At 53.6% G+C, this 20,487-nt stretch carries 20 protein-coding genes; 6 read left to right on the top strand and 14 right to left on the bottom strand.

Features of this window, described 5'->3' with window-relative positions:
- Window positions 1–262 precede the first annotated feature (262 nt).
- Window positions 263–1,042 (bottom strand): DeoR/GlpR family DNA-binding transcription regulator, encoded by a 780-nt coding sequence (locus tag PD282_RS13175; protein WP_274651136.1) that lies wholly within the window; start codon window positions 1,040–1,042, stop codon window positions 263–265.
- A gap of 243 nt (window positions 1,043–1,285) precedes the next feature.
- Between PD282_RS13175 and melA the strand changes: the two genes are divergently transcribed.
- The 3 genes from melA (at window position 1,286) to PD282_RS13160 (ending at window position 4,400) form a co-directional block, all read left to right on the top strand.
- Window positions 1,286–2,587, top strand: a complete 1,302-nt coding sequence (gene melA / locus PD282_RS13170) for an alpha-galactosidase (RefSeq protein WP_274651135.1) — start codon at window positions 1,286–1,288, stop codon at window positions 2,585–2,587.
- A 74-nt stretch (window positions 2,588–2,661) separates the two neighbouring features.
- Window positions 2,662–3,561 carry a carbohydrate ABC transporter permease gene (locus PD282_RS13165; protein WP_274651134.1) on the top strand — a complete coding sequence of 300 codons (900 nt, stop codon included), beginning with the start codon at window positions 2,662–2,664 and terminating at the stop codon, window positions 3,559–3,561.
- An 11-nt stretch (window positions 3,562–3,572) separates the two neighbouring features.
- Complete coding sequence (locus PD282_RS13160) at window positions 3,573–4,400, top strand: carbohydrate ABC transporter permease (RefSeq protein ID WP_274651133.1); 828 nt, start codon at window positions 3,573–3,575, stop codon at window positions 4,398–4,400.
- Between the two features lie 295 nt (window positions 4,401–4,695).
- Here the strand turns inward: PD282_RS13160 and PD282_RS13155 are convergent, their stop codons facing one another.
- The 7 genes from PD282_RS13155 to PD282_RS13125 form a co-directional block, all read right to left on the bottom strand.
- Window positions 4,696–5,949 carry a Gfo/Idh/MocA family protein gene (locus PD282_RS13155; RefSeq protein WP_274651132.1) on the bottom strand — a complete coding sequence of 418 codons (1,254 nt, stop codon included), beginning with the start codon at window positions 5,947–5,949 and terminating at the stop codon, window positions 4,696–4,698.
- Entirely contained in the window at window positions 5,942–6,940 is a 999-nt protein-coding gene (locus tag PD282_RS13150) for an ROK family protein (protein ID WP_274651131.1), read from the bottom strand. Before PD282_RS13150 ends, PD282_RS13155 begins: the two co-directional genes overlap by 8 nt.
- 3 nt (window positions 6,941–6,943) lie before the next feature.
- On the bottom strand, window positions 6,944–8,161 hold the full coding sequence (gene nagA, locus PD282_RS13145; protein WP_274651130.1) for an N-acetylglucosamine-6-phosphate deacetylase: 1,218 nt from the start codon (window positions 8,159–8,161) through the stop codon (window positions 6,944–6,946).
- Between the two features lie 45 nt (window positions 8,162–8,206).
- On the bottom strand, window positions 8,207–9,040 hold the full coding sequence (locus PD282_RS13140; protein ID WP_420832291.1) for a carbohydrate ABC transporter permease: 834 nt from the start codon (window positions 9,038–9,040) through the stop codon (window positions 8,207–8,209).
- Window positions 9,041–9,051: 11 nt separating this feature from the next.
- Entirely contained in the window at window positions 9,052–9,927 is an 876-nt protein-coding gene (locus PD282_RS13135; protein ID WP_274651129.1) for a carbohydrate ABC transporter permease, read from the bottom strand.
- 96 nt (window positions 9,928–10,023) lie between these two features.
- A complete protein-coding gene (locus PD282_RS13130) occupies window positions 10,024–11,334 on the bottom strand; it encodes an ABC transporter substrate-binding protein (RefSeq protein WP_274651128.1) in 1,311 nt (436 codons plus the stop codon).
- A 421-nt stretch (window positions 11,335–11,755) separates the two neighbouring features.
- Window positions 11,756–12,259, bottom strand: a complete 504-nt coding sequence (locus PD282_RS13125; protein ID WP_274651127.1) for a MarR family transcriptional regulator — start codon at window positions 12,257–12,259, stop codon at window positions 11,756–11,758.
- 261 nt (window positions 12,260–12,520) lie between these two features.
- Here PD282_RS13125 and PD282_RS13120 point away from each other — a divergent pair, with 261 nt between their 5' ends.
- Complete coding sequence (locus tag PD282_RS13120; RefSeq protein WP_274651126.1) at window positions 12,521–13,123, top strand: nitroreductase family protein; 603 nt, start codon at window positions 12,521–12,523, stop codon at window positions 13,121–13,123.
- A 318-nt stretch (window positions 13,124–13,441) separates the two neighbouring features.
- Here PD282_RS13120 and PD282_RS13115 read toward each other — a convergent pair whose 3' ends face one another.
- The 4 genes from PD282_RS13115 to PD282_RS13100 all read right to left on the bottom strand — a co-directional run bounded on the left by PD282_RS13115 (window position 13,442) and on the right by PD282_RS13100 (window position 16,459).
- Window positions 13,442–14,194, bottom strand: coding sequence for a DUF3891 family protein (locus PD282_RS13115; RefSeq protein WP_274651125.1), 753 nt, complete (start codon window positions 14,192–14,194; stop codon window positions 13,442–13,444).
- 268 nt (window positions 14,195–14,462) lie between these two features.
- Window positions 14,463–15,188 (bottom strand): rhomboid family intramembrane serine protease, encoded by a 726-nt coding sequence (locus PD282_RS13110; protein WP_274651124.1) that lies wholly within the window; start codon window positions 15,186–15,188, stop codon window positions 14,463–14,465.
- A 20-nt stretch (window positions 15,189–15,208) separates the two neighbouring features.
- The gene (locus PD282_RS13105) at window positions 15,209–15,874 is read right to left on the bottom strand and encodes a TetR/AcrR family transcriptional regulator (RefSeq protein ID WP_274651123.1); all 666 of its coding nucleotides are present in this window, start codon (window positions 15,872–15,874) and stop codon (window positions 15,209–15,211) included.
- A 201-nt stretch (window positions 15,875–16,075) separates the two neighbouring features.
- On the bottom strand, window positions 16,076–16,459 hold the full coding sequence (locus PD282_RS13100) for a YciI family protein (protein WP_274651122.1): 384 nt from the start codon (window positions 16,457–16,459) through the stop codon (window positions 16,076–16,078).
- A gap of 228 nt (window positions 16,460–16,687) precedes the next feature.
- Here PD282_RS13100 and PD282_RS13095 point away from each other — a divergent pair, with 228 nt between their 5' ends.
- Window positions 16,688–17,005, top strand: coding sequence for a hypothetical protein (locus tag PD282_RS13095; RefSeq protein ID WP_274651121.1), 318 nt, complete (start codon window positions 16,688–16,690; stop codon window positions 17,003–17,005).
- A gap of 119 nt (window positions 17,006–17,124) precedes the next feature.
- The gene (locus tag PD282_RS13090) at window positions 17,125–18,291 is read left to right on the top strand and encodes a pyridoxal phosphate-dependent aminotransferase (RefSeq protein WP_274651120.1); all 1,167 of its coding nucleotides are present in this window, start codon (window positions 17,125–17,127) and stop codon (window positions 18,289–18,291) included.
- Window positions 18,292–18,451: 160 nt separating this feature from the next.
- On the opposite strand, the gene PD282_RS13085 is transcribed toward PD282_RS13090, so the two are convergent.
- Window positions 18,452–19,369, bottom strand: a complete 918-nt coding sequence (locus PD282_RS13085) for an acetamidase/formamidase family protein (RefSeq protein ID WP_274651119.1) — start codon at window positions 19,367–19,369, stop codon at window positions 18,452–18,454.
- A gap of 48 nt (window positions 19,370–19,417) precedes the next feature.
- Window positions 19,418–20,449 (bottom strand): alpha/beta fold hydrolase, encoded by a 1,032-nt coding sequence (locus tag PD282_RS13080; RefSeq protein ID WP_274651118.1) that lies wholly within the window; start codon window positions 20,447–20,449, stop codon window positions 19,418–19,420.
- Window positions 20,450–20,487: the final 38 nt, after the last annotated feature.

Raw genomic sequence — 20,487 nt, 5'->3', positions numbered from 1 at the left:
ACCTCCTTACCGAAATCGGGATTAAAATATGTAATTTTTAATATTAATGGATAATTTATACTGTAAAAGCGCAGTCGTTGAATAGACAGGGCGATATGTCCTGTTTCGCGGGAGTTCGGGTCCAGCGGGTGAGGCGGGGATGCCGAAGCATCCGCGGCCGCATGCGCTGAACGTCACAATCGGTAAGCGGGTGTAGATCTCGGAAAGCGCGTTCGTCTTCGGGGAACGGTTAAACTGGGGGGAACAACCTTATTCGGGCAGCTTATTGGAGGCTTTCAGGCGTATAAATCTTGACGTTGGCCTGCTGAAAAGCATCCGTATACGCGTTTGCCGGCAAGCGGTCCAAAATGACGCCATGTACTTGATGGAGAGGCGTTATGGTGAACAGCGAAGCGATCCCCAGCTTGGAATGATCGAAGACGGCGAAGCTTTTTCTCGATCTTGAAATCATCAGCTGCGTGATTCGATTTTCCAGTTCGGAATACATCGTAAAGCCCTGCTCCACGGAAAAACCGTCAATCCCGAAAAACATTTTCGTAATGTTGATGTTCTCCAAAATGATTTCGGCAAGCGGACCGCAAAGCTCGAAGCTTTTGTTTCGCATTACCCCTCCTGTAACCACCACCTGGATATCTTCCGCTTCCGCCAGCTCCGTCGCGATATTGACGGTATTGGTGACGACCGTAATGTTTTTCTTCTGCTTGAGCGACTTTGCGATTAAATACGTAGTCGTTCCGCCCGTAAGCCCGATCACATCGCCTTCCTGCACGAGACTTGCGGCCGTTTGCGCGATTTGCTCTTTTTCTTTCGATAAGACCGAGCGTTTTTCCGAAAAGGGGATTTCCTTTTCTCCGCCATCATATATGGCACCGCCGATTGAACGGATGATTTGTCCCGATTTTTCCAGCGTGTCCAGATCTCTGCGTGCGGTTGCCTCCGATATTTGAAGGCGGTCGGTAATTTCCTGCAGCGAAACCCGTCCATGCTGTTTGATTAAATCAATCAATTGTTTGCGGCGGCTTTCCACCTTTGAATATTCCATTCTATCACTCCTCTGTGCAGTAAAAACACAAGATGGAATGATTATACCACACGGATTGCCTGATAATCAGCATCACATCTTTCGATTCCCCTTATAATCAGCATCATATCTCAGCTTTTTGATTTTTGCAATCACTGTTTTAAAAATTTCTTTAAACAAATGATTGACTCAATCATATCTCGATGATTAAATAAGGATAGATTCGATTTACTGCTTCATATTCTAATTCATGAGGTGATTGTTTTGACGAAAATTTCCATTATCGGCGCAGGAAGCTTTTTCACCCAGCACATTGTTGTGGACATCCTGAACATTTCCGGTCTCGATTCAGGCGAAATCGCGCTTGTGGACGTCGATCCGGAACGTCTCGAGCTTGCCCGGCAATTGGTGGAACAAGTCGTGAAGATGACAGGGAAATCGTTCCGGGTCTCCGCCTCGGTCAACCGGAAAGAAGTGCTTCCCGGAACCCGTTTCGTCGTCAACCAGATTGAAGTCGCCGGCATGCAAACGGTCCGGAACGACTTTGAAATTCCGCTGAAATACGGGGTTAAGCAGTGCATCGGAGATACGTTGGGACCCGGAGGCTTGTTTAAAATTCTTCGCACCGTGCCGGTATGGCTGGAGATCGTGCGGGATATCGAGGAGCTTTGCCCGGATGCGATGATCTTAAACTATACGAACCCCATGTCCGCGGTCACGCTCGCTACCGTCAAATCCAGCCCCATCCCCGTCGTCGGCTTATGCCATTCCATTCAAAACACGTCCAGGCAGCTTTCCGAATATGCGAACGTCCCTTACGAAGAATTGAAATGGAGAGCGGGCGGCATCAACCACATGTCGTGGTTTGTGGAGCTTACTCACCATGGCCGTGATCTGTATCCGGCCTTGATCGCACAAATGAACGATCCCGAGTTCGTCGCCAAAGATCCGGTACGGCTTGATTTCATGAAATACAGCGGCGCTTTCGTTTCGGAATCCAGCGGCCACTTCTCCGAGTACATACCCTATTACCGGAAACGGCAGGAGCTGATCGACAAGCATTGCGGACCGGATTATAAAGGGGAAACCGGATTTTACGCCAACCGCTGGCCCGCAATGAGGGAGCGTTCGGACAAGGCGATCCGCGCGAAGCTGTCCGGCGAAGAACCGATTGCGCTGGAATCGAGCCACGAATATGCGGCCGTCATCATCGAGGCTGTGCTGAGCAACAGTCCGAAGGTCATTTACGGCAATGTGCCGAACGAGGGACTGATTCATAACCTGCCGGCGGGCGGAATCGTCGAAGTGGCCTGCATGGTCGACCGGAACGGCGTTCACCCGACCCGGTTCGGCAGTCTGCCGGAGCATTTGGCGGCTCTATGCCGCAGCAATATGGCGTTTTTCGAGCTTGCCGTCGATGCGGTCATCCAACGAAGCCGGGATATGGCGTTCCATGCGCTGCTCGTTGACCCGCTGACTTCGGCGGTATGTTCTCCCGAGGAGATTAAGCGAATGTTTGACGAACTGTACGAGGCGGACCGGGCTTACATCCCGGAGCTGAGCTAGCGGGCGGGGCGAATCCGGAGGAATAGGACTTCCTTTCCTCCGTTCGATTCTTTTGACATTTGGAGGGAAGTCATTTGAAAAATGAACGGCACTTTCAGCAGCAAGTGAGCGAAATGCGTTTTGTATCCGTTTCCCTGTCCCCGATTATCGCCATTTTCCTGATTTTCGCCATCGTCCCGATTGTTTGGGGGCTTGTGCTCATGTTTTACAACTACAGCCCGCTCGACGCACATTCCCCTTTTATCGGCTTTGGCAACTTTAAGCGCATGCTTCATGACGATCTGTTCCTCAAGTCGTTCGGGAACACGTTCAAATTCGTGCTCATGGCGATTCCCGGCAACCTGGTGCTGACCTTGGCGCTGGCGATCGGCATCAACCGCGTGCGCAGCAGGTTTTGGCGCAACACGTTCCGCACCTTGTTTTTCCTGCCGACGATTGCGCCGTTATCGGGCTCAGCCGTCGTCTGGACGGTTATGCTGCGGCAAAATGACGGGCTGTTCAACCTCATTTTGGACCGCTTGGGAATGCCCGAAGTGAATTGGCTTTCCGACCCGCAAATGGCGATGATCTCGATCGTGATGATGACGCTGTGGGCCGATATCGGCTATAATATCGTCATTTTCATGGCCGGCCTGGACTCCATTCCGCAAATGTTTTACGAGGCGGCCGAGCTGGACGGCGCCGGCCGGTGGCAGCTGTTCCGGCATATTACGATGCCGCTGCTGAGCAGGACAAGCGTATTTGTCGTCATCATGACGTGTATTTCGTATTTTCAAATGTTTCCGCAGTTCCAGATTATGACGAACGGCGGTCCGAGCAACGGAACCCGGGTTTTGGCTCTGGACATCTTCGACAACGCTTTCTCGTACATGAATATGGGCTACGCGTCGTCGATCGCTTTCGTGCTGCTGCTCATCATTTTAGCCATCACCTTGGTCCAAATCCGTCTGGGCCGATCCCAATGGGAATACTAATGAGGTATGCTATGAGAAAAAAACAATGGGATATCCCCTACATCGTCCTGATATGCGTGCTTTCGGCCGCATCTCTGATCATGTTCGTGCCGTATTTGTGGATGCTGCTGCTGTCGTTCAAAAGCAATGTCGAGATCCTTCGCGATTCGACGTCCCTTCTGCCGAAGAAGCCTACCTTGCAGGGCTATCATACGGTCGTAAGCGACGCGCCGTTCATGCGGTGGTTCTTCAACAGCCTGCTTACATCGGCGATTGTAACGGCCGGCACGCTGTTCTCCAGCTCGCTTGCCGGTTATATCTTCGCCAAATTTACGTTTCGCGGCAAAAAAATCTTATTTGTCGTCATTCTCGCGACATTAATGGTACCGTTTCAAGTCGTCATGATTCCAACTTACCTGATCATTTCCAAGCTGCACCTCATCAACAATTTATCGGCGATCGTCGTTCCATATCTGGTCAGCTCCTTCGGCATTTACCTTTGCAAACAATTCGTCGAAGGTATACCGCGCGATTTGATCGAAGCGTGCCGGATCGACGGAGCCCGGGAATTCCGCATCTATTTATCCGTCATTATCCCGCAGATTACACCTGCGATGTCCGCTCTCGGCATCTTTACCTTCATGTCCGCCTGGAACAATTACTTATGGCCGCTCATCGTACTGAACGAAGAGCAGAAAATGACGGTGCCGCTTGCGCTGGTCTTTTTCAACAGTCATCATTCCGTGAACTACAACGTGGTGATGTCCGCAGCCGTGCTGATCATGATTCCGGTGCTGATCATTTTCCTGATCTTCCAGCGCCAGTTCATTAAAGGTCTTACGATGACCGGCATCAAATAAGCCGCCTGTCCGCTTCGCCACGCTGACACCGGAAGGGAAACATACGCCAATCCAAAAGAAACCGCCGCATGGAAAATGGACTCCCCATTAACCATGCAGCGGTTTCTTAGCGCTTGCATTTGAACCGTCTTAAGGCGGGGTTAGCTCTCTATGCCGGCCATCCGCCGAAAAAAAGCGGCAAAAGATCATCAAAAAGAAGGCTGAACGGATCCGGTTCCCCATCCCGCTCAGCCGATTTTCATGCTTATATCTTATTTGTTATGCTTGAATACTTTCGTTCCGGTCCCGTTATCCGTTACGCGTTCCGCTTCAATCCGGCGATATAGTCGTCGAATTCGACGGTTTTACCGGTCATCCGTGACTGCTCGGCGGCGAATACGATCAGGTGGCTTCGCGCGGACTCCATTCCGGAGGTGACGCTGTGAAGCCGGTTCTCTTTCACCTGCTTGACGAAGTCCATCATAATGAGGGTATCGGCGCCGCCGTGTCCCCCTTCGACGGATTCGGGGCGGATGACTTCCCGCTTCCCGGAGAAATGGTTAATGATAATCTCGTTCTTCAGCGAATGCCCGCAAATTTCCCCGGTGGAGCCCATGATTTTAAACGTACGGCTGATTTCGCTCGTAAAAGCCGACATGGTAAAGGAGACGGTAACGTCGTGATCGAAAACGAGATTGACGACCTGATGATCGACGACATCGTTATCGCAATGAAACACGCAGCGTCCGTACGGCCCTTCCTGCAAAGCCTTCAGACGCGCATCGAGGCTGGGATCCAGCGAGACGACGCGCTGCGGCCACTCATCCTCTTCGTTCAAATACAACTTTACCGCGGAATAAGGGCAGACGTGCTCAACGGCGCATCCGCTCGTGCAGCGGTCCGTCGAGCCTTCCGGCGCGTTCTGCGCTGTAAAATAGGACAAGCTGCCGAAAGACGAGACCTGAACCACATTTCCGCCAAGCAGCCACTGCAGAATATCCATGTCATGGCACGATTTTTGCAGCAGCATCGAGCTGGTTTCCTGCGAATTCCGCCAGTTCCCCCGGACAAAGCTGTGCGCATGATGCCAAAAGCCTACGTTTTCCGTCCATTGCACCGTCATCACCTTACCGATCACGCGCTGATCGAGCAGCTGCTTGACGGTGCCGTAAAACGTGGAATACCGGTTTCCGTGACAAACCTTCAGAATCCGGTTTCTTCGCTCCGCTTCCTCGGCCATGCGCAGCGCTTCGAGCGGATCGGGCGACATCGGTTTTTCCACCATAATATGATAGCCTTTTTCCAAGGCGAGCATGGTCGGCCGGTAATGATCGCGATCCTGGGTGCAGATCAGCAGCGCGTCGCACAGCTTGGGACGCTCCAGCAGCTGTTCCCATGAAGAAAACTGCATGTCCGGCGCAATGCCGTGCTTTTTCGCAAACAGGTTCCTGCGTTCTTCATTCGGTTCGCAAACGGCGATAAACCGGATTTCATGCGGCCTTTTTTCGGCATACGTCCCATAGGCAAACATCCCGCGTCCGCCCGCTCCTATCAGTGCGGCTTCAATCATTTAAAATTCCTCCTTCGTTCATGTCCGATTTCCGTTCCGCATGCTGCTGCCGCTCGTAAGCGCGTATCGCGCTTCCGATGACGCCGGCCTCTTCCATATGCTGCGCCGGCTCGATGCGGACCCGTTCCCTGAATTTGTTGTGCAGTCTGCCAAACAGCGTCTCGCGCAAAGGACGGAACAGGCTCTCGCCCGCCATCGCCCCTCCGCCGCCGATGATAATCACATCCGGACTCAGTAGCGGGACGGCTGCGGCCAGCGCTTTGCCCAATGTGGCGCCGGTGAAGTCCATAATTTCTTTCGCTAGCGGATCTCCCTCGGCGCACGCTTCGGATACGTCTCGCGCCGTGATCTGCTCCACATCGCTTTGCCGGCCGGCAAGCATCCGGCCGCTGCTTACCGCCCGTTTCGCCTGGGCCGCGATGCCGTTTGCCGACACCAGCGTTTCCAGACAGCCGCGAAGCCCGCATTTGCACGGCAGATCGTTGCCGTCCAGCGGGATATGCCCGAATTCCCCGGCGTAAAACTGCGCGCCGTAATAAATGTTTCCTTCATTAATCATCGCCGAGGCAATGCCCGTGCCGATCGTGACGCCAAATACGTGCTTGTCGTTCCGGCCCGCCCCTGCTACCGCTTCCCCGTACACATACATTTTCACATCGTTATCGATATGGACGGGCAGCCCGAGCTTGGCGGCAAGGGCTGCCGCGACGGGGATATTGGACCAGCCCAAATTGCTCGCCTGCACGGAAACCCCGGTTTCCGGGTTGACGATTCCCGGGATTCCGGCTCCGACGGTGATGATGTCCGTCAAAGATACGCCGTGCCCGGCAGCCGTTTCTTGCACCATGGACGCCATTCGTTCGAGCACGGCTTCGGCGCCCTGCTCGGCCCGGGTTAACCGCTTCAGCATGGCGACCGGATTGCCGTTCAGGTCGAGAAGACCGCATACGATATGAGTGCCGCCCAGATCCAGTCCAACGAGATAGCGCATCCTTCAGCCCTCGCTTGATCGATTGAATTTTTCCTCGCTGCCGTAAACCCGATGTCCGCGCACGAACGTGCTTTCCACCAGAAAATCGTCCGATAAAATGAGAAAATCGGCGTCTTTTCCCGGCTCGATCGATCCTTTCCGGTGATCCTCCTTCGCCTGGCGGGCCGGATTGATCGTCAAGGCGGGCAATACCTCATGCAAAGGCAGCCCGGTGAACCGCATCAAATTGATCAGCGCCGTATTCATGTCCAGGGTGCTTCCGGCCAGACTGCCCGGTTCCCCGTTCTCCCGCTGCAAATAAATCGTATTTCCCTTCTTGACGATGGTCCGTCTGCCCGACCCAAATTCGCCGTCCGGGCAGCCTGCGGGCAGGACGCAGTCGGTAACGGCAATGATTTGTTCCCTCGGTTTGACGCGAAACATGAATTTGACGACCTCCGGATGGACGTGAAGCCCGTCGCAGATCAGTTCCGCCGCGAGCTCGTCTCTCATCATCGCCGCCCCCGCTACGCCGGGCTCGCGGTGGTGCAGCGGGCTCATGCCGTTAAACGTATGCGTGATATGGCTCGCGCCTGCCGCAATCGCTGCGGCGACCGTCTCGTAATCCGCGTCGGAATGACCGATCGATACGACCGTCCCGAGTCCGGTCACATGGCGGATGAACGTCTGCATGCCTTCCTGTTCCGGTGCGACGGTAATGAGACGGAGCGACTGCTCTGAAAGCTGGAAATACCGCTCGAATTCCTCGATCGTGCCTTGACGGATCAGCTCGGGATTTTGCGCGCCGCACCGCTTCGGGTTCAAAAAGGGACCTTCCAAATGAATGCCCAGCACCTCGGCGCCCGGGGTCCCGCGTTTCATCGCCTGCACGATTCCTTGAATGCCCCGCTCGATCGCTTCCTGCGATTCCGTCCGGGTCGTCGCCAATAAAGAGGTGGTTCCTCTCGAGGCGTGATAGCGGCAGATTTCATCCACGCCGGACGGATCGCCCGACATCAGGTCGAACCCGCCCCCTCCGTGGATATGCACGTCGACAAAACCGGGTACGAGATATTTGCCTTCCAAATCCGTCACCGGAACGCCGAGGCACTCGGTTTTCCATGCATCATCCGTATAAATCGCTTCAAACTTTCCGCCGCTGACGAGAACGCCTCCCTGCCCGGCGACCTTTCCCGGCAGCGCCAGCCGCGCATTGACAAACAAGCGGGAATCCGAATTCATTGCTCGCTTCATCCTCCTCGGGGCTCCTTATTTTTCCTGTCCTCCTTATCCTTTCGTGCCGGAGAGCGCAATCCCTTCAATGAAATTTCTTTGCAGAAAAATGAAAAGAATTAGCATCGGCGCTGTGGCCAATACCGAGCCGGCCATAAGCATCGGATAGTCGGTTTCGTACTGTCCCTGCAAGGAGGCGAGGCCCGCCGACAAGGTCATTTTATCGGGCGAATTGTTGACGATGATGGGCCACAAAAAATCGTTCCAGGACCAGAGCGCGGTCAGGATTGCGAGCGAGACCAAGCCGGGCTTGGCCAGCGGAAGCAGGATCCTGTAATAAATGACGAAATGATTGCAGCCGTCGATTTTGGCGGATTCCTCGACGTCCTTGGGCAGGGACATAAAAAACTGCCGCAGCAAAAACGTTCCGAAGGCGCTCGTCAAGCCGGGCACGATCAGCGCCGTCAAAGTGTTCAGCCAGTTCATCTTCACCATGATGAGGTAAAGCGGAATTTGATACGTCTGCTGAGGCACCATCAGCACGGACAGCAGCACGATGAAGAGGACGTTTTTGCCCGGAAATTCAATCCGCGCGAACGCATACGCCGCCAGCGAACAAAAGAGCAGCTGGCCGGCCGTTTTGGCGATGGTGGTCACGATCGTATTCCAGTAAAACGACATAAACGGCAGCGTGCCGAAAATGTTCACGTAGTTTTCCCAATGGTAGCTGCGAGGGAAAATAGCCGGCGGAACCTGCGTCGCTTCGCCGATCGATTTGAGAGAGGTCAGAATCATCCAGGCAAACGGCACGACCATGATGAACGCGCCGATGGCGAGCAGCAGATGAATGAACCATTTGACTTGGAATTTGGATCTGTTCATCGTCATGATCAGGCTCCTTATTCGTAATGAACCCATTTTTTCTGCACCCGGAACTGGATGACCGTCACCACCAAAATGATGGCGAACAGCAGCATGGCGATCGACGTTGCATACCCTTTATCGTTCATCAGGAAAGCGTATTTGAAGAAGTCGTACACGATCGTTTGCGTTCTGCCGATCACGGGGCTGTTGGCCCCGATCATCATAAACACCAGCTCGAAGGTTTGAAGGGTCGAGATAATCGATATGACCGATAAAAAGAAAAAGGTCGGGCTGAGCATAGGCAGCGTGATGCTGAAAAATTTTCTCATGCCGCCGGCTCCGTCCATCGAAGCCGCTTCGTACAAATGGGACGGAATTCCCTGCAGCCCCGACAGGATAATGATCATGTTGTACCCGATCGCGGACCAGACGGCGACCGCCGCGGTGGAATAAAGCGCGAGGCCGGGATTCGTCAGCCATTGTACCTTGGCAGACGAGAATAAGCCGAGCAGCTCGTTGAGCAGGCCGAAATCGCCGTTGTACAGCCACTTCCAGACCATGGCGATCGCCGCGGGCATCGTGATGACCGGCAGGAAATACAGCGTCCGGTAAACGGGAATGCCCCGGATTTTCTGGTTGAGCAGCACCGCCGCGATCGTGGACAAGGCGAGCCCGACAGGCACCGTGATCAACGTAAAAACGACGGTATTGCCCAATGAGGACCAAACTTCCGCGTCATGCGCCATTCGCCGGTAGTTGTCCAGCCCGCTCCACTTGTAATTCCCGAACGAATTCCATGTCGTAAAGCTGAGGTAGACGGATTGCAGCACCGGCCATATATGAAACAGCAGGGTCCCGAGCATCGTAGGAGCGATCATCAAATACGCCCACGTATAATCGCCTCGCCGCATCGGACTTGTCTTCCTTCGCTTTGCCGCAGACAAGTCCAACGCGGATGGTCGTTCCATTTCCAATCCGTTCACACCATCATCCCCTTCCATGGTCTGCTATCCTTTCTCGGCTGCAAGCATGGCGTTGTCCTTTTCCGTCATCGCTTTTAACGCATCCGGCAGGGGAATTTGCCCGGAGAACGCTTTCGTCAGCTGCTCGGTATCCGTTTGCTGGATCGAGCGAAAATCCATCGAAATCGGGTAGTTGACGGCGTAAGATAACGCATCGATAAACACCTGCAGCTTATAATTCGGCATCGATTTCACCCACAGGTCCTGCGTGCCGTTGAAGGCCGGAATAACGGTTCCGGTTGAGCCCATAATTTCCGCCGCTTCCTTGGAACCGAGAAATTTCAGGAACTCCCAGGCTTCGGCCGTATGTTTGCCGTTTTTGGCGGCAACGTTGCCCAGCCCGTTAATAATCGTCGCCTTTTTGACCATTTGCGGAAGCGGAGCCACGTCCACCTTGTCTTTGATCAAATCCGTGTTGTTAAAGGCGACCGCCTCCCACGAGCCTGTCGTATACATGGCCAGCTTGCCCGATTCGAATAAGGACTCCGGAGTCGTATCCGTCATTTGGGCGATCGTCGGCGATACTTTATATTTATGAATGAGATCGTACCAGAACTGCAGCGCCTGGGCGGCTTCCGGCTTATCGTAGCCCATCGACTTCCTGTCGTCCGAGATGACGTAGCCGCCGTTTTGCAGGATCAGGTTATAATACGACGTTTGACCGCTGTCGACCGCAGCGCCGATCCCATACACGCCTTTGGCGGGATCCGTCAGCTTCTTGGCGGCATCGAGCAGCTTGTTCCAGTCCCACGTTCCGTCCGGATAGGGCACCTTCGCTTCATCGAAGAGCTGTTTGTTATACCATAGACCGATGGTGTCGAAATCTTTGGGGAAACCGTAGACCTTGTCTTGATATGTAAAGAAGTCAACCAACGGTTTGGGGTAGTTGTTCATATCGATGTTATTGCTTGCGATGTAGTCCGATAACGGAAGCAGCTGGTCGTTCGAAGCGAATTTCGGAAAGTTCGCCGGATTCATCCAGAATACGTCGGGCATGCTGTTGCCTGCCGCGGAGGTTTCTAATTTTTGAAAGTATTGATCGAAAGGGGTAATTTCCACATTGACGGTAATATTGGGGTGCGTTTCATTAAATTTCGCTGCAATTTGCTTCATGGCCGGGGCTTGGTTCTCGTCCCAGATACCGTACCGCAGCGTGACCGGTTTATTGGAACCGGCATTCGAGCTGCCGCCGTTTCCGCTGGTTCCGCTGGTTGCTCCGTTTCCGCCGCCGGATTGCGAGCATGCAGTAAGGATGATAATCAGACACAAAAGCAGGAGAGACATTCCTTTTTTCATGGCATTTTTTCCTCCCTATCCCATTTTCGGTTGTTTCCTTAAACTGCGGTTTACTGCCAAATTTCCCCCTCCCCGATTCTTTTTTAGACTATGAAGTGCTGATCGTGTTGTTAATTAGATTTAATCACGTCAAAATGATTGTGTCAATCATTCGTGTGAATATTTCTTACATTTTGAATCTTTTTTATGATCTTTTTATATAGATAATGATGGTTTATTTCATTTTTTCATCAGGATAGCTTCCTGATTTCCTCGTATTTGGCTTGTTTTTCTTATAGATGCTTTGTTTTTGATTGCAACATTCATTTAATTGATCTGTTGTTCCGTTTTTTGAATGGGGTCTGTTCGGATCGACGATCCGGGAATCGTAACGCGCGGCGAAAGCCCCGGATGCAAGTTCCGGGGCTTTCGGGAGGGGCTTTCATTCACCGTCGCTGTCGCGTAGTCTGGCGAGCTTTTCCAGAAAGTCCGCGACGGTCTCAAGGGATTGCAAATCGTAGCTTCTGAACAGCTCCAGACCTTTTTGGTCGTGCTCCAGATGAAACTGCCGATGCAGCTCGGCAAGCTCTGCGCCCAGCGGCGTGACGGCGAAATAAATTTCTTTGAGGTTGGACGGAAGCTGACTTTTTTGAATCAGCTCTTGCTCGAGCTGCCTTCGGGTGATTTTGGAGATGGCGCCCTTCGTCACTTCCAGCTCGCGCGCAATGTCCGCCCCTTTTATGCCCTTATGCCTGCTGATGATATCCAAAGTATGCAGGCTTAATACGGATTGGCGGGGAATCAGTTTTTTCAGGCGCGGATTGGATGTGCGCTCCATTAACCACGTTTTATCGGAATCGTCGTCGGTTTGGCTCGCGAGGAGAAGAAGCATCGATTTTTGAATGCGGTCTGTAAGCTTCAGGAAATCTTCGTTTGTTTCGGACACGACGCAGCCTCCCTTCATAAACTGGATTATAGCATAGTTTACACGGAAACCATTTGACAGCGCAACAATAAGGTGTTACATTGTTTCCATGGAAACTATATAGCAAAGGAGTCCTTCAAATGATGAATGATGTACTGAAGACGATTTACAATCATCGCTCGATCCGAAAGTTCAAACCGGTTTCGCTTACGCAGGACCAATTATACGATTGTTCGCGCCGCTCAAATGGCCCCTACCTCCGCTCATACGCAGCCGTTTGCCATGATCGGCATCACGGACCCCGATCTGAGAAAAAAACTGGCAGCCCGGGCGAACGGCGCCGCCGTCGGCGGAAACGGGTATTTATTTATTTTTTGCGCCGATCTTTATCGGATCATGGCTGCGGCAAGCCCGGAAGACAAAGCGAAGATGAGAGCCAATTTAAGCTCGTCGTTCTTTTTTCAAACCGCCGTGCTCAGCGCTGCGCTCGCTTTGCAAAATGCCAATTTGGCGGCGGAGTCGATGGGGCTCGGAACCGTCATCATCGGAGCCGTCAACAGCGCTTTGCCGGAGCTTGACGAATGGCTGAATTTGTCGGAGTTCGTCATTCCGATGGCGGGATTTGCGGTCGGCGTTCCCGATGAGCAGCCCGAGCAAAAGCCGCGTCTGCCGCAGTCCGTCGTCTTTTTCGAAAACCGCTATGATCCCGATATGAAGGAAAGCATTGCGCAGTATGACCGCGATATGGAGCTCTATTACGAGCAGCGGACGGACAACAAACAGAAAGCCAATTGGTCGCAAAAGTTTATCGGCATGCTGACGGCCGACCTGCCTCTCGGCTTTTACACGGAATATATCCGCCGCAAAGGCTTTGCGCTTAAGTAAACGATCGGAAGCGTGGTCTGGAAATTCATCATCACCAGGCGTTCAGCGGATCATATTTATTGCGACTCCTGCTGCGGTTCCGTATTTCAAACGGATTGAGGAATTATGGCGGCAGGGCTTGATGCACACAAGCAGCGCAATCCAAACAGGCCGTCAGGAACGCGTTCAATTCCTGGCGGCCTTATGCTTTGCATATCGTGTCCGTTTCGGTGAACCGGATATTGCTTCGATTGTACGCCGTTGTTCCCTAACTTAAGGGTGCTTTGTGGAAATAAACCGCCATCCGTACCGCGTTGAGCTGAAGTGCGGTCAGGCTGCCTACCGGCACGTAAACGTTACGGTTTGTACCTCCTGCTTCGCCTCGGCGTAAGCCCGCTGGATGCCAAGCCTTTGAACGGCGTCCTTGGATACGCGTTTCAGCGGCAGCGATGCCGTGAAATCGCTTTCGATCAGCCACGGAGTGATGCGGATTGTCTCGTTATCGATCCAAGAAGCCTCCCTCATTTTCCCATCCGCAAGCTTCCCGACGCCGTTTCTGAACCAGGGATGCTCGCTGCGCTTTTCCGCCCCCGGCTCATTCATCCCCACATAAAGCGACAAGTTGTCGCACAGCTGGAGCAGTTTGAGATGTTGGGAGACTCTCTTCTCATCCGGATCGCCGATCGCCGACCGGATCCGGTCCTGGCGTTCGCGTTCCAAGGAAGTAAATTCGACGCAATCGGGATCGTCCGAGCTGCGAATATCTATGAAGGATGTATAATGCAGACTGCAAAGCAGCGCAGCATAAGCGTCCGCCTCTTCCACCTCATCGACACCGAGCCGGTACAGAACCAGCTTGGGCGGCAGCGGGTAGTCGAAAAAAGAGAACGGGCGGTGTTCCCGGTCGTTCCAAACCGGCGTTCGGTCGAGCCGGATCCAGGCCCGGTCATGCTGACGCACGGCGTACCTCACCTGAGCGGCATCCCCGCCGAAGAGCCCGTCAACCAGCCGATCGGCAATTTCGCCCGACAACACCGCGTGGTCATGCTGGCCGATCATCGTAAACTGCTGCATGTCTTCACGGATAATCATTTTCCAACCTCCCCGATATAGAATCTGCCGACAACATCCATTACGCCCATTAGCCAAGCCGATAATCCTGCGGGATTTCCGAGCGATATCAACGTGTGGCCCTTATTTGACCTCCTTGTAAAACAAGCCCCCTTTTATTATATTCCTTCGAACAATGACAGGCGGACAAAATTGTAAAATATTTTAATCGGATCGTACACATACCAAAAATAAAGCAGCCGCGAAAAAAAACTCTCGCAGCTGCTTTTCCGCGGCGTTGACAACGACCTTATAACAATGCACCGCCCTTTTCCCGGATTAGCCCTCGCTTTCCTCCCAGCAAACGCAGCAGCAAAGCCGCGCAGGCGCCGCCGACAATAGCCGCGCCGTGAATGTCCCTGAGAGAGAGCAGGATAAGGGCGCCCGCAAGCGTGGCAGCTCCGGCGATTTGCTCGAGTCCTCTCCTGGCGTCCTTCATTCGCTTCGCGGCGGGTACGACGAGGCCGGCAGCCACAATCAGCACGATGCCGATATAAAGATTTCCTAGATCGCTGATCAGAAGTCCGACGACGAAAAATATCGAGACGAGACAGGGTACCGGATTTACACGTCCCGTCCTGCTTAACGCCGCCACGCAAATTCCGCCGCTCACACCGCAGAACCCTACCGATGCGCCGGCTCCGAACGGATCCCAGCCTGCGTATCCGGCCAGCTGGCCGATTAATCCTCCCGCCAGATAGAGCAGAAGAAAACGTCCGTGACCGAAGAGGCGTTCGGCGGCGTACCCGATCAAAAGGAGACACACCATATTGAGCGCATACTGCGTCCATCCGTCCGCATGAACGAGCAGCGACGTCACCACCCGCCACCACTCCCCCCTCTCCAGCGCCGCAGGGTTGCGGCGCAGTTGTTCCAGCACCTCAGGGTAAACGAATTGAAGAAGCGTGAATACGGTAGTCAACAGAAAAACCGTTATCAATACAATCGGGTACCGGTGCGTTTTCGTCTGATTCATCATCGCTTACCTCCGCCCGGTCAAGGGCTCGTAAAATGGGGGTTACGCACAATCGCCAAACAGACGGACCCGGCATCCCGCATATGCTGCGAAATGGCGGAATCGATCGTTTCGCGGGATTTTCCTTCCGCTTCCAGTGTACTTTTCATCTCGTTCAGATAACGGATCGCCTGCTCCAGCGCGGACCACATCTGCAGGGCAAGCAGCATCGGCGACATTGTCCGGATCTCGCCCGTTTCCATTCCCCTGCCGAGCAAGCCGACAATCTGCTCCATGTACAGCTGCGGCCACCGCAGCGCTTCGAGCTCGCCCTCGTCGAAGACGGCGTGTATATCGTAGCCCATGCGCATAAAGAAAAGGACGTTGTTCCGGTCCTCGAACGTGTTGGCGAGCATGGTTTCCACGTAGGTTTCGAGCACCTCGAGAACGGTACCTTCCCTGTTAAAAAGCTGCCGGATATAATCGTCGGCTTTCCCGATCATCTCTTGAAACAAAACGCGAAACAGCGTCTTCTTGTCCTTGAAATAATAATAGGCCAGCTCCCTGACGAGACCGGCCCGCTTGGCGATTTCACCGATATCGGATGCGGCGTAGCCATTTTCCACATAAACCTCGAGCGCCGACCGCAGCAGCTGTTCCTTGCGAAGCCGGCGAATCTCCTCGTTCTGCTTTTTTGTGCGCGGCATGTCGTCCCCCTTTTGATTTACACTGATGTAAATCAAAATACACGTTTCATGCTCAGCTGTCAATATGCGGTAATTATTATGTTAGTGAAAGCGTCAACAGTATCGTGAAAAAACAGCCATATCGTCTGACAGCTTGAACCCTTAACCGATTGCCGGCATCAACAAAAAACTCCTCCAGCAGCCGCTGGAGGAGCAAAGAGTTTACAGCTTCGATTCAAATGGCTTGTAATAATGAATGGGGCGAATTTCGACTCGCCAGCCGAATTGCTCGCCCGAAGCGATTTGTGTCGTTGGATGCAGCGAGGCGATCTCGACCGCTTCCTCCATGTCGCGCGCTTCGATGAGGAACACGCTGCCGATCATCTCTTTGCTCTCGACAAAAGGTCCGTCCGTAACGATCACCTTCTCGTTCTGCCGCCGCAAGCATTTGGTATCCGGCGATAAACCGGCATCGATCACGACGCGGCCGCTGTTATAGAACCGCTCGAGATGAGGCTGGCAAGCTTGCATGACGGCGTCGATTTCCTCCTTGGGGCGGGCATCCATTTTCGCGGGATCGAGATATCCCAAACATACGAATTTCATTTGTCCTGTCTCCTTTTTACGAGTTTCTATTAAGATCGACGAATAACATGCGGTTAAATCGACACCGGAAGAAAAAAAGAATGCTTAAGTTATCGGAATGGGATCGATCGAAAGTATTGCCAACATTGCATTTCTTATTGTACGATTACATGTAAGTTAATCTCACATGTATTTGCCTGAACTTAACATGAATAAACTCAAGCATGCTCGATACGAGGAGGACAACCCATGGTCAAATGCTATTATTTGTTTAAAAATCAGCCGGAAAAGGAGTATTACGAAGACCACTCACTGCTCGTGATGACCGGGTTTAAAAAATCGGAGCTGGTCGTCAGAGATGACGGCAGAGTTATCACGCCCGCCGAGTATCTTGCGTACAGCATGTCCACGTATTTGCCGGAGTCGGACAGTCATACGCTCAAGTACATTATTCACGATAAAGGGCTGGCGCGAAAGTTTTTGACCGAAAAAAAATGCAAGCTGCTGTGCGATGACCGGTCGGTTCATAACGGCAACGCGATCGACTACCTGTTAAAAGATTTCTAGACACGCGCCCGAAAGTGCCGGCATCCGTCCGCACACTCGAAAATCGGCGGAATCCCGCGACAACCGCGGCTTTTTTTGATAGGGTATACGTAGAGATCCCATAAAGGAGGAACAACAGGATGAAGCCTTTCGCGAAAGCCCGGCAGAGCATCCGGATGAACGGCATTCGGGAAATCATGAATTACGCCGAAGGGTTGTCCGATGTCATTTCGCTTCAAATCGGGGAACCTTCCGCGGCGACGCCGCTTCACATTCAGGAAGCCGCGGTCCGGGCCATGAGTGAGGGGTATACGCACTATACGGCAAACGCCGGCCTTCCTTCCCTTCGCGAAGCGATTTCCCGAAGGATGCGGCGGGACTATCGGCTCGATATCCCCATAAACCGCATTGTCGTTACGGCCGGGGCGGTTTCCGCGCTCCATCTCAGTCTGTTGGCCCTGGTGGAAGCGGGAGAAGAGGTGCTGATCCCGAACCCGGTATATCCCAATTACGAGGCGTTGGTGCGGATGCAGGGCGCGGTACCCGTTTATTATTCGACGAAAGAAGAGAACGGTTATCTCCCGGTCATCGAAGAGATCGAATCGCTCATTACCCCGCTTACGAAAGCCGTCATCGTCAACTCGCCGAACAATCCGACCGGCACCGTGTACCCGAAAGAGGTATGGGAGCAGCTGCTGTCGCTTGCCCGGACCTATGATCTTTACATCCTGTCCGATGAAATCTACGACGGACTTGTTTTTGAAGGCGAACATATTTGTCCGCTGGCATTGGATCCGCAGCTGCACGACCGGGTAATCAGCATTTTCGGCTTTTCCAAAGTGTATGCGATGACGGGTTGGCGGCTGGCTTATGCAATCGTGCCGGAATCCCTCTTTCCGCTGATATGCAAGCTGCAGGAGCCCGTCACGACCTGCGCTTCCTCCATATCTCAAAAAGCGGGAGAAGCGGCTTTGGACGGGCCTCAGGATTTCGTGGATGAAATGCGGGAATTGTACCGGCGCAAACGCGATTTGTCCTGCCGGCTGCTGAAGGAGACGAATATCCCCTTCACCGTTCCCAAGGGAACTTTTTATATTCCCATTAATGTGCAGGCCTCAGGTATGACGGCACAAGAGTTCGCCGTGGAATTGTTAAAATCGAACCGGGTTATGGTTGCGCCATGCGGATCGTTCGGTCCGGGAGGGGAATATTTGGTGCGCGTTTGTTTTGCCGGAGACGAGAAGCAGCTGCAGGAAGGGCTCGTCAGACTCGGGGAATTTTACGCAAGCAAAACCGTTCACGTTTGACCGCACGCCTTCTCCCCTTCGCGCGTCTGACCGGACGTATTATCCCCTTCGCGCTCTTGAAGGCGCGAAGGGGAACCGTTAACCGACGCCGATATTTTCGGTGACATGCCGGGCCGAAGAGGCCCTGCAAGACGCATCCTAAAAATCGGATGAAGCCCGTTCAGGACGAAAGCATTGCGTAAGCCTTATCGATTTTGGCGACCAGCGAATAGTTTGTATCGACCATGTTGCCGACATATAGCTTGCCGATTTGGGTCAAGGCTTGATAAGCCTCCCATTTGTCCCATCCGAGCTCCATCATCCACTCGATCAACTCCGCATACGCGATGCGCGCGGCATCCTCCATCGGCCGCGCGCTGCCGACGACCATCAGCTCCGTGGGGCTCTCGATTCTCGGCCACGCGATGGATGCTCCTTTGATCAAATCGAACTTCAAGGTGACCTTGGCCGCGATTTCCAATGCCACGCCGCACAGCTCGCCGTCTCCCTGTCCCGCGTGACAGTCTCCCGTGAAGAAATACCCGCCTTCCACACATACGGGCAAATAGACCGTGTTCCCTGGTTTCGTGTCGGGCACGTCCATATTGCCGCCGTGATTGCCCGGCGCCAGCGCGGAAATCGCTTCGATTTCCGGGGCCGTCCCGATCGTGCCCAGAAACGGCCGCCACGGAAATTTGAGCCGCTCATTATGAATCGCGAATTTGTCCTCAAGGCGATACATGAACACTTTTTCCGGCAGAGGCTCGTTCAGCGTCCGGGTCAAGCCGGTCGAGGTGAGGCCGCCGAAATTCGGCAGGTGTGCGCTGACGGCCCAATCCCGGGTCGGCTCAATGTCGAGGATATGGACGGCAAGCGTGTCACCGGGCTCCGCGCCTTCAATAAAGATAGGTCCGGTTTGAGGGTTCAGGTGGTTTCCGAGTATTTTCGACGGTATGTCCGTTTCAGACGTGATGAGGTCTCCGAACGCATCGATCGTATATACCGCCACCGTTTCTCCCGGACGTACCGACGCAATCGGTTCCGGGTAAGGACTAAATACGAAGCTGTGTGTTCCGGGCTGGCGAATTTCTCTTATCATCGCTACACGCTCCTTCTTATCGAGAGTTGATCTGCAGCCGCGCGCCTTTCATTCCATTTCCAGCAGGTCCTTCAGCCCTTTCTCGACGAACGCCATGTCTTCCGGGCTCAGACTTCCGCCGGCGGCATGACCGTAAACGCTTGGGATGACGCGGACTTCCGCACCGGGAATAAATTGCGCCTCGTATTCGACGTCGACCGGCGGGAAGTACAAATCCGTTTGTCCCGGCATGATCATCGCTTTCGCCTTAATGCTTCCCAGCGCTTTCTCGCGGCTTCCGCCGCAGCCCGGCGTCATGCCGATATCGGCATGCTGCCAGGTCCAGGCCATGGCGAGCAGGTTGTTGGCGTCTTTTTTCAGGAAATTGCCTTCCCAGTTGGTCACTATGTAGTCCTCCAGCGAGGAAAATCCGTGCTCAAGGTAAAGCCTGCGGTAATAGAACGCTTGCGACAGTCCCCAGCCCGCATACACCCTGCCCATCGCCCGAATGCCGATAACGGGCTGCTTGTCGTAAAATCCGTTGTTCCATGCGGCATCCGCACGCAAAGCGCTTGTAAAGCCATCGATAAATACGAAATTATGCGGCGTGGTCGAAGCGGTCCCGCAGATCGGCGCGATACGCTGAACCATGTCCGGAAATGCGGCTCCCCATTGAAACGTTTGTTGGGCTCCCATGGAAAAGCCGACGACGAGCGCCAGACGCTCGATACCGAATTTTTCGGTGACGAGCCTGTGCTGGCACAATACGTTGTCCAGAACGGTTACGTTCGGGAACCGCGCTTGATTGAAGGGCATCGGCGTATTGCTCGGCGAAGACGACAGCCCGTTCGCCAGCATATTGACCTGGATGATGAAATATTTGCCCGGATCCAGCGCCTTCTCTTCCCCGATCCGGAACTCCTCGTTCTTATGCGTCGCGGAGTAGCTCGTCGGGTAAAGAATCGCATTGTCTTTCCGCTCGTTCAGCGTCCCGTGGGTCTTGTAGGCCAGCTTCGCGCCGCGCAGTGTCGCGCCGCTTTGAAGCCGGACGTCGCCCAATTCGAACGTTTCGTAATCCGTAATCTGCCCGTATTCCGTCATGTTGACTCCAGTTCTCCTTTTCCCCCAAGTTTTAATGT

It is taken from the genome of Paenibacillus humicola (assembly GCF_028826105.1).
Taxonomy (GTDB): Bacteria; Bacillota; Bacilli; order Paenibacillales; family Paenibacillaceae; genus Paenibacillus_Z; species Paenibacillus_Z humicola.
The sequence above is the reverse complement of the archived record's forward strand: the minus strand, read 5'-3'. Positions and strand labels throughout refer to the sequence as shown.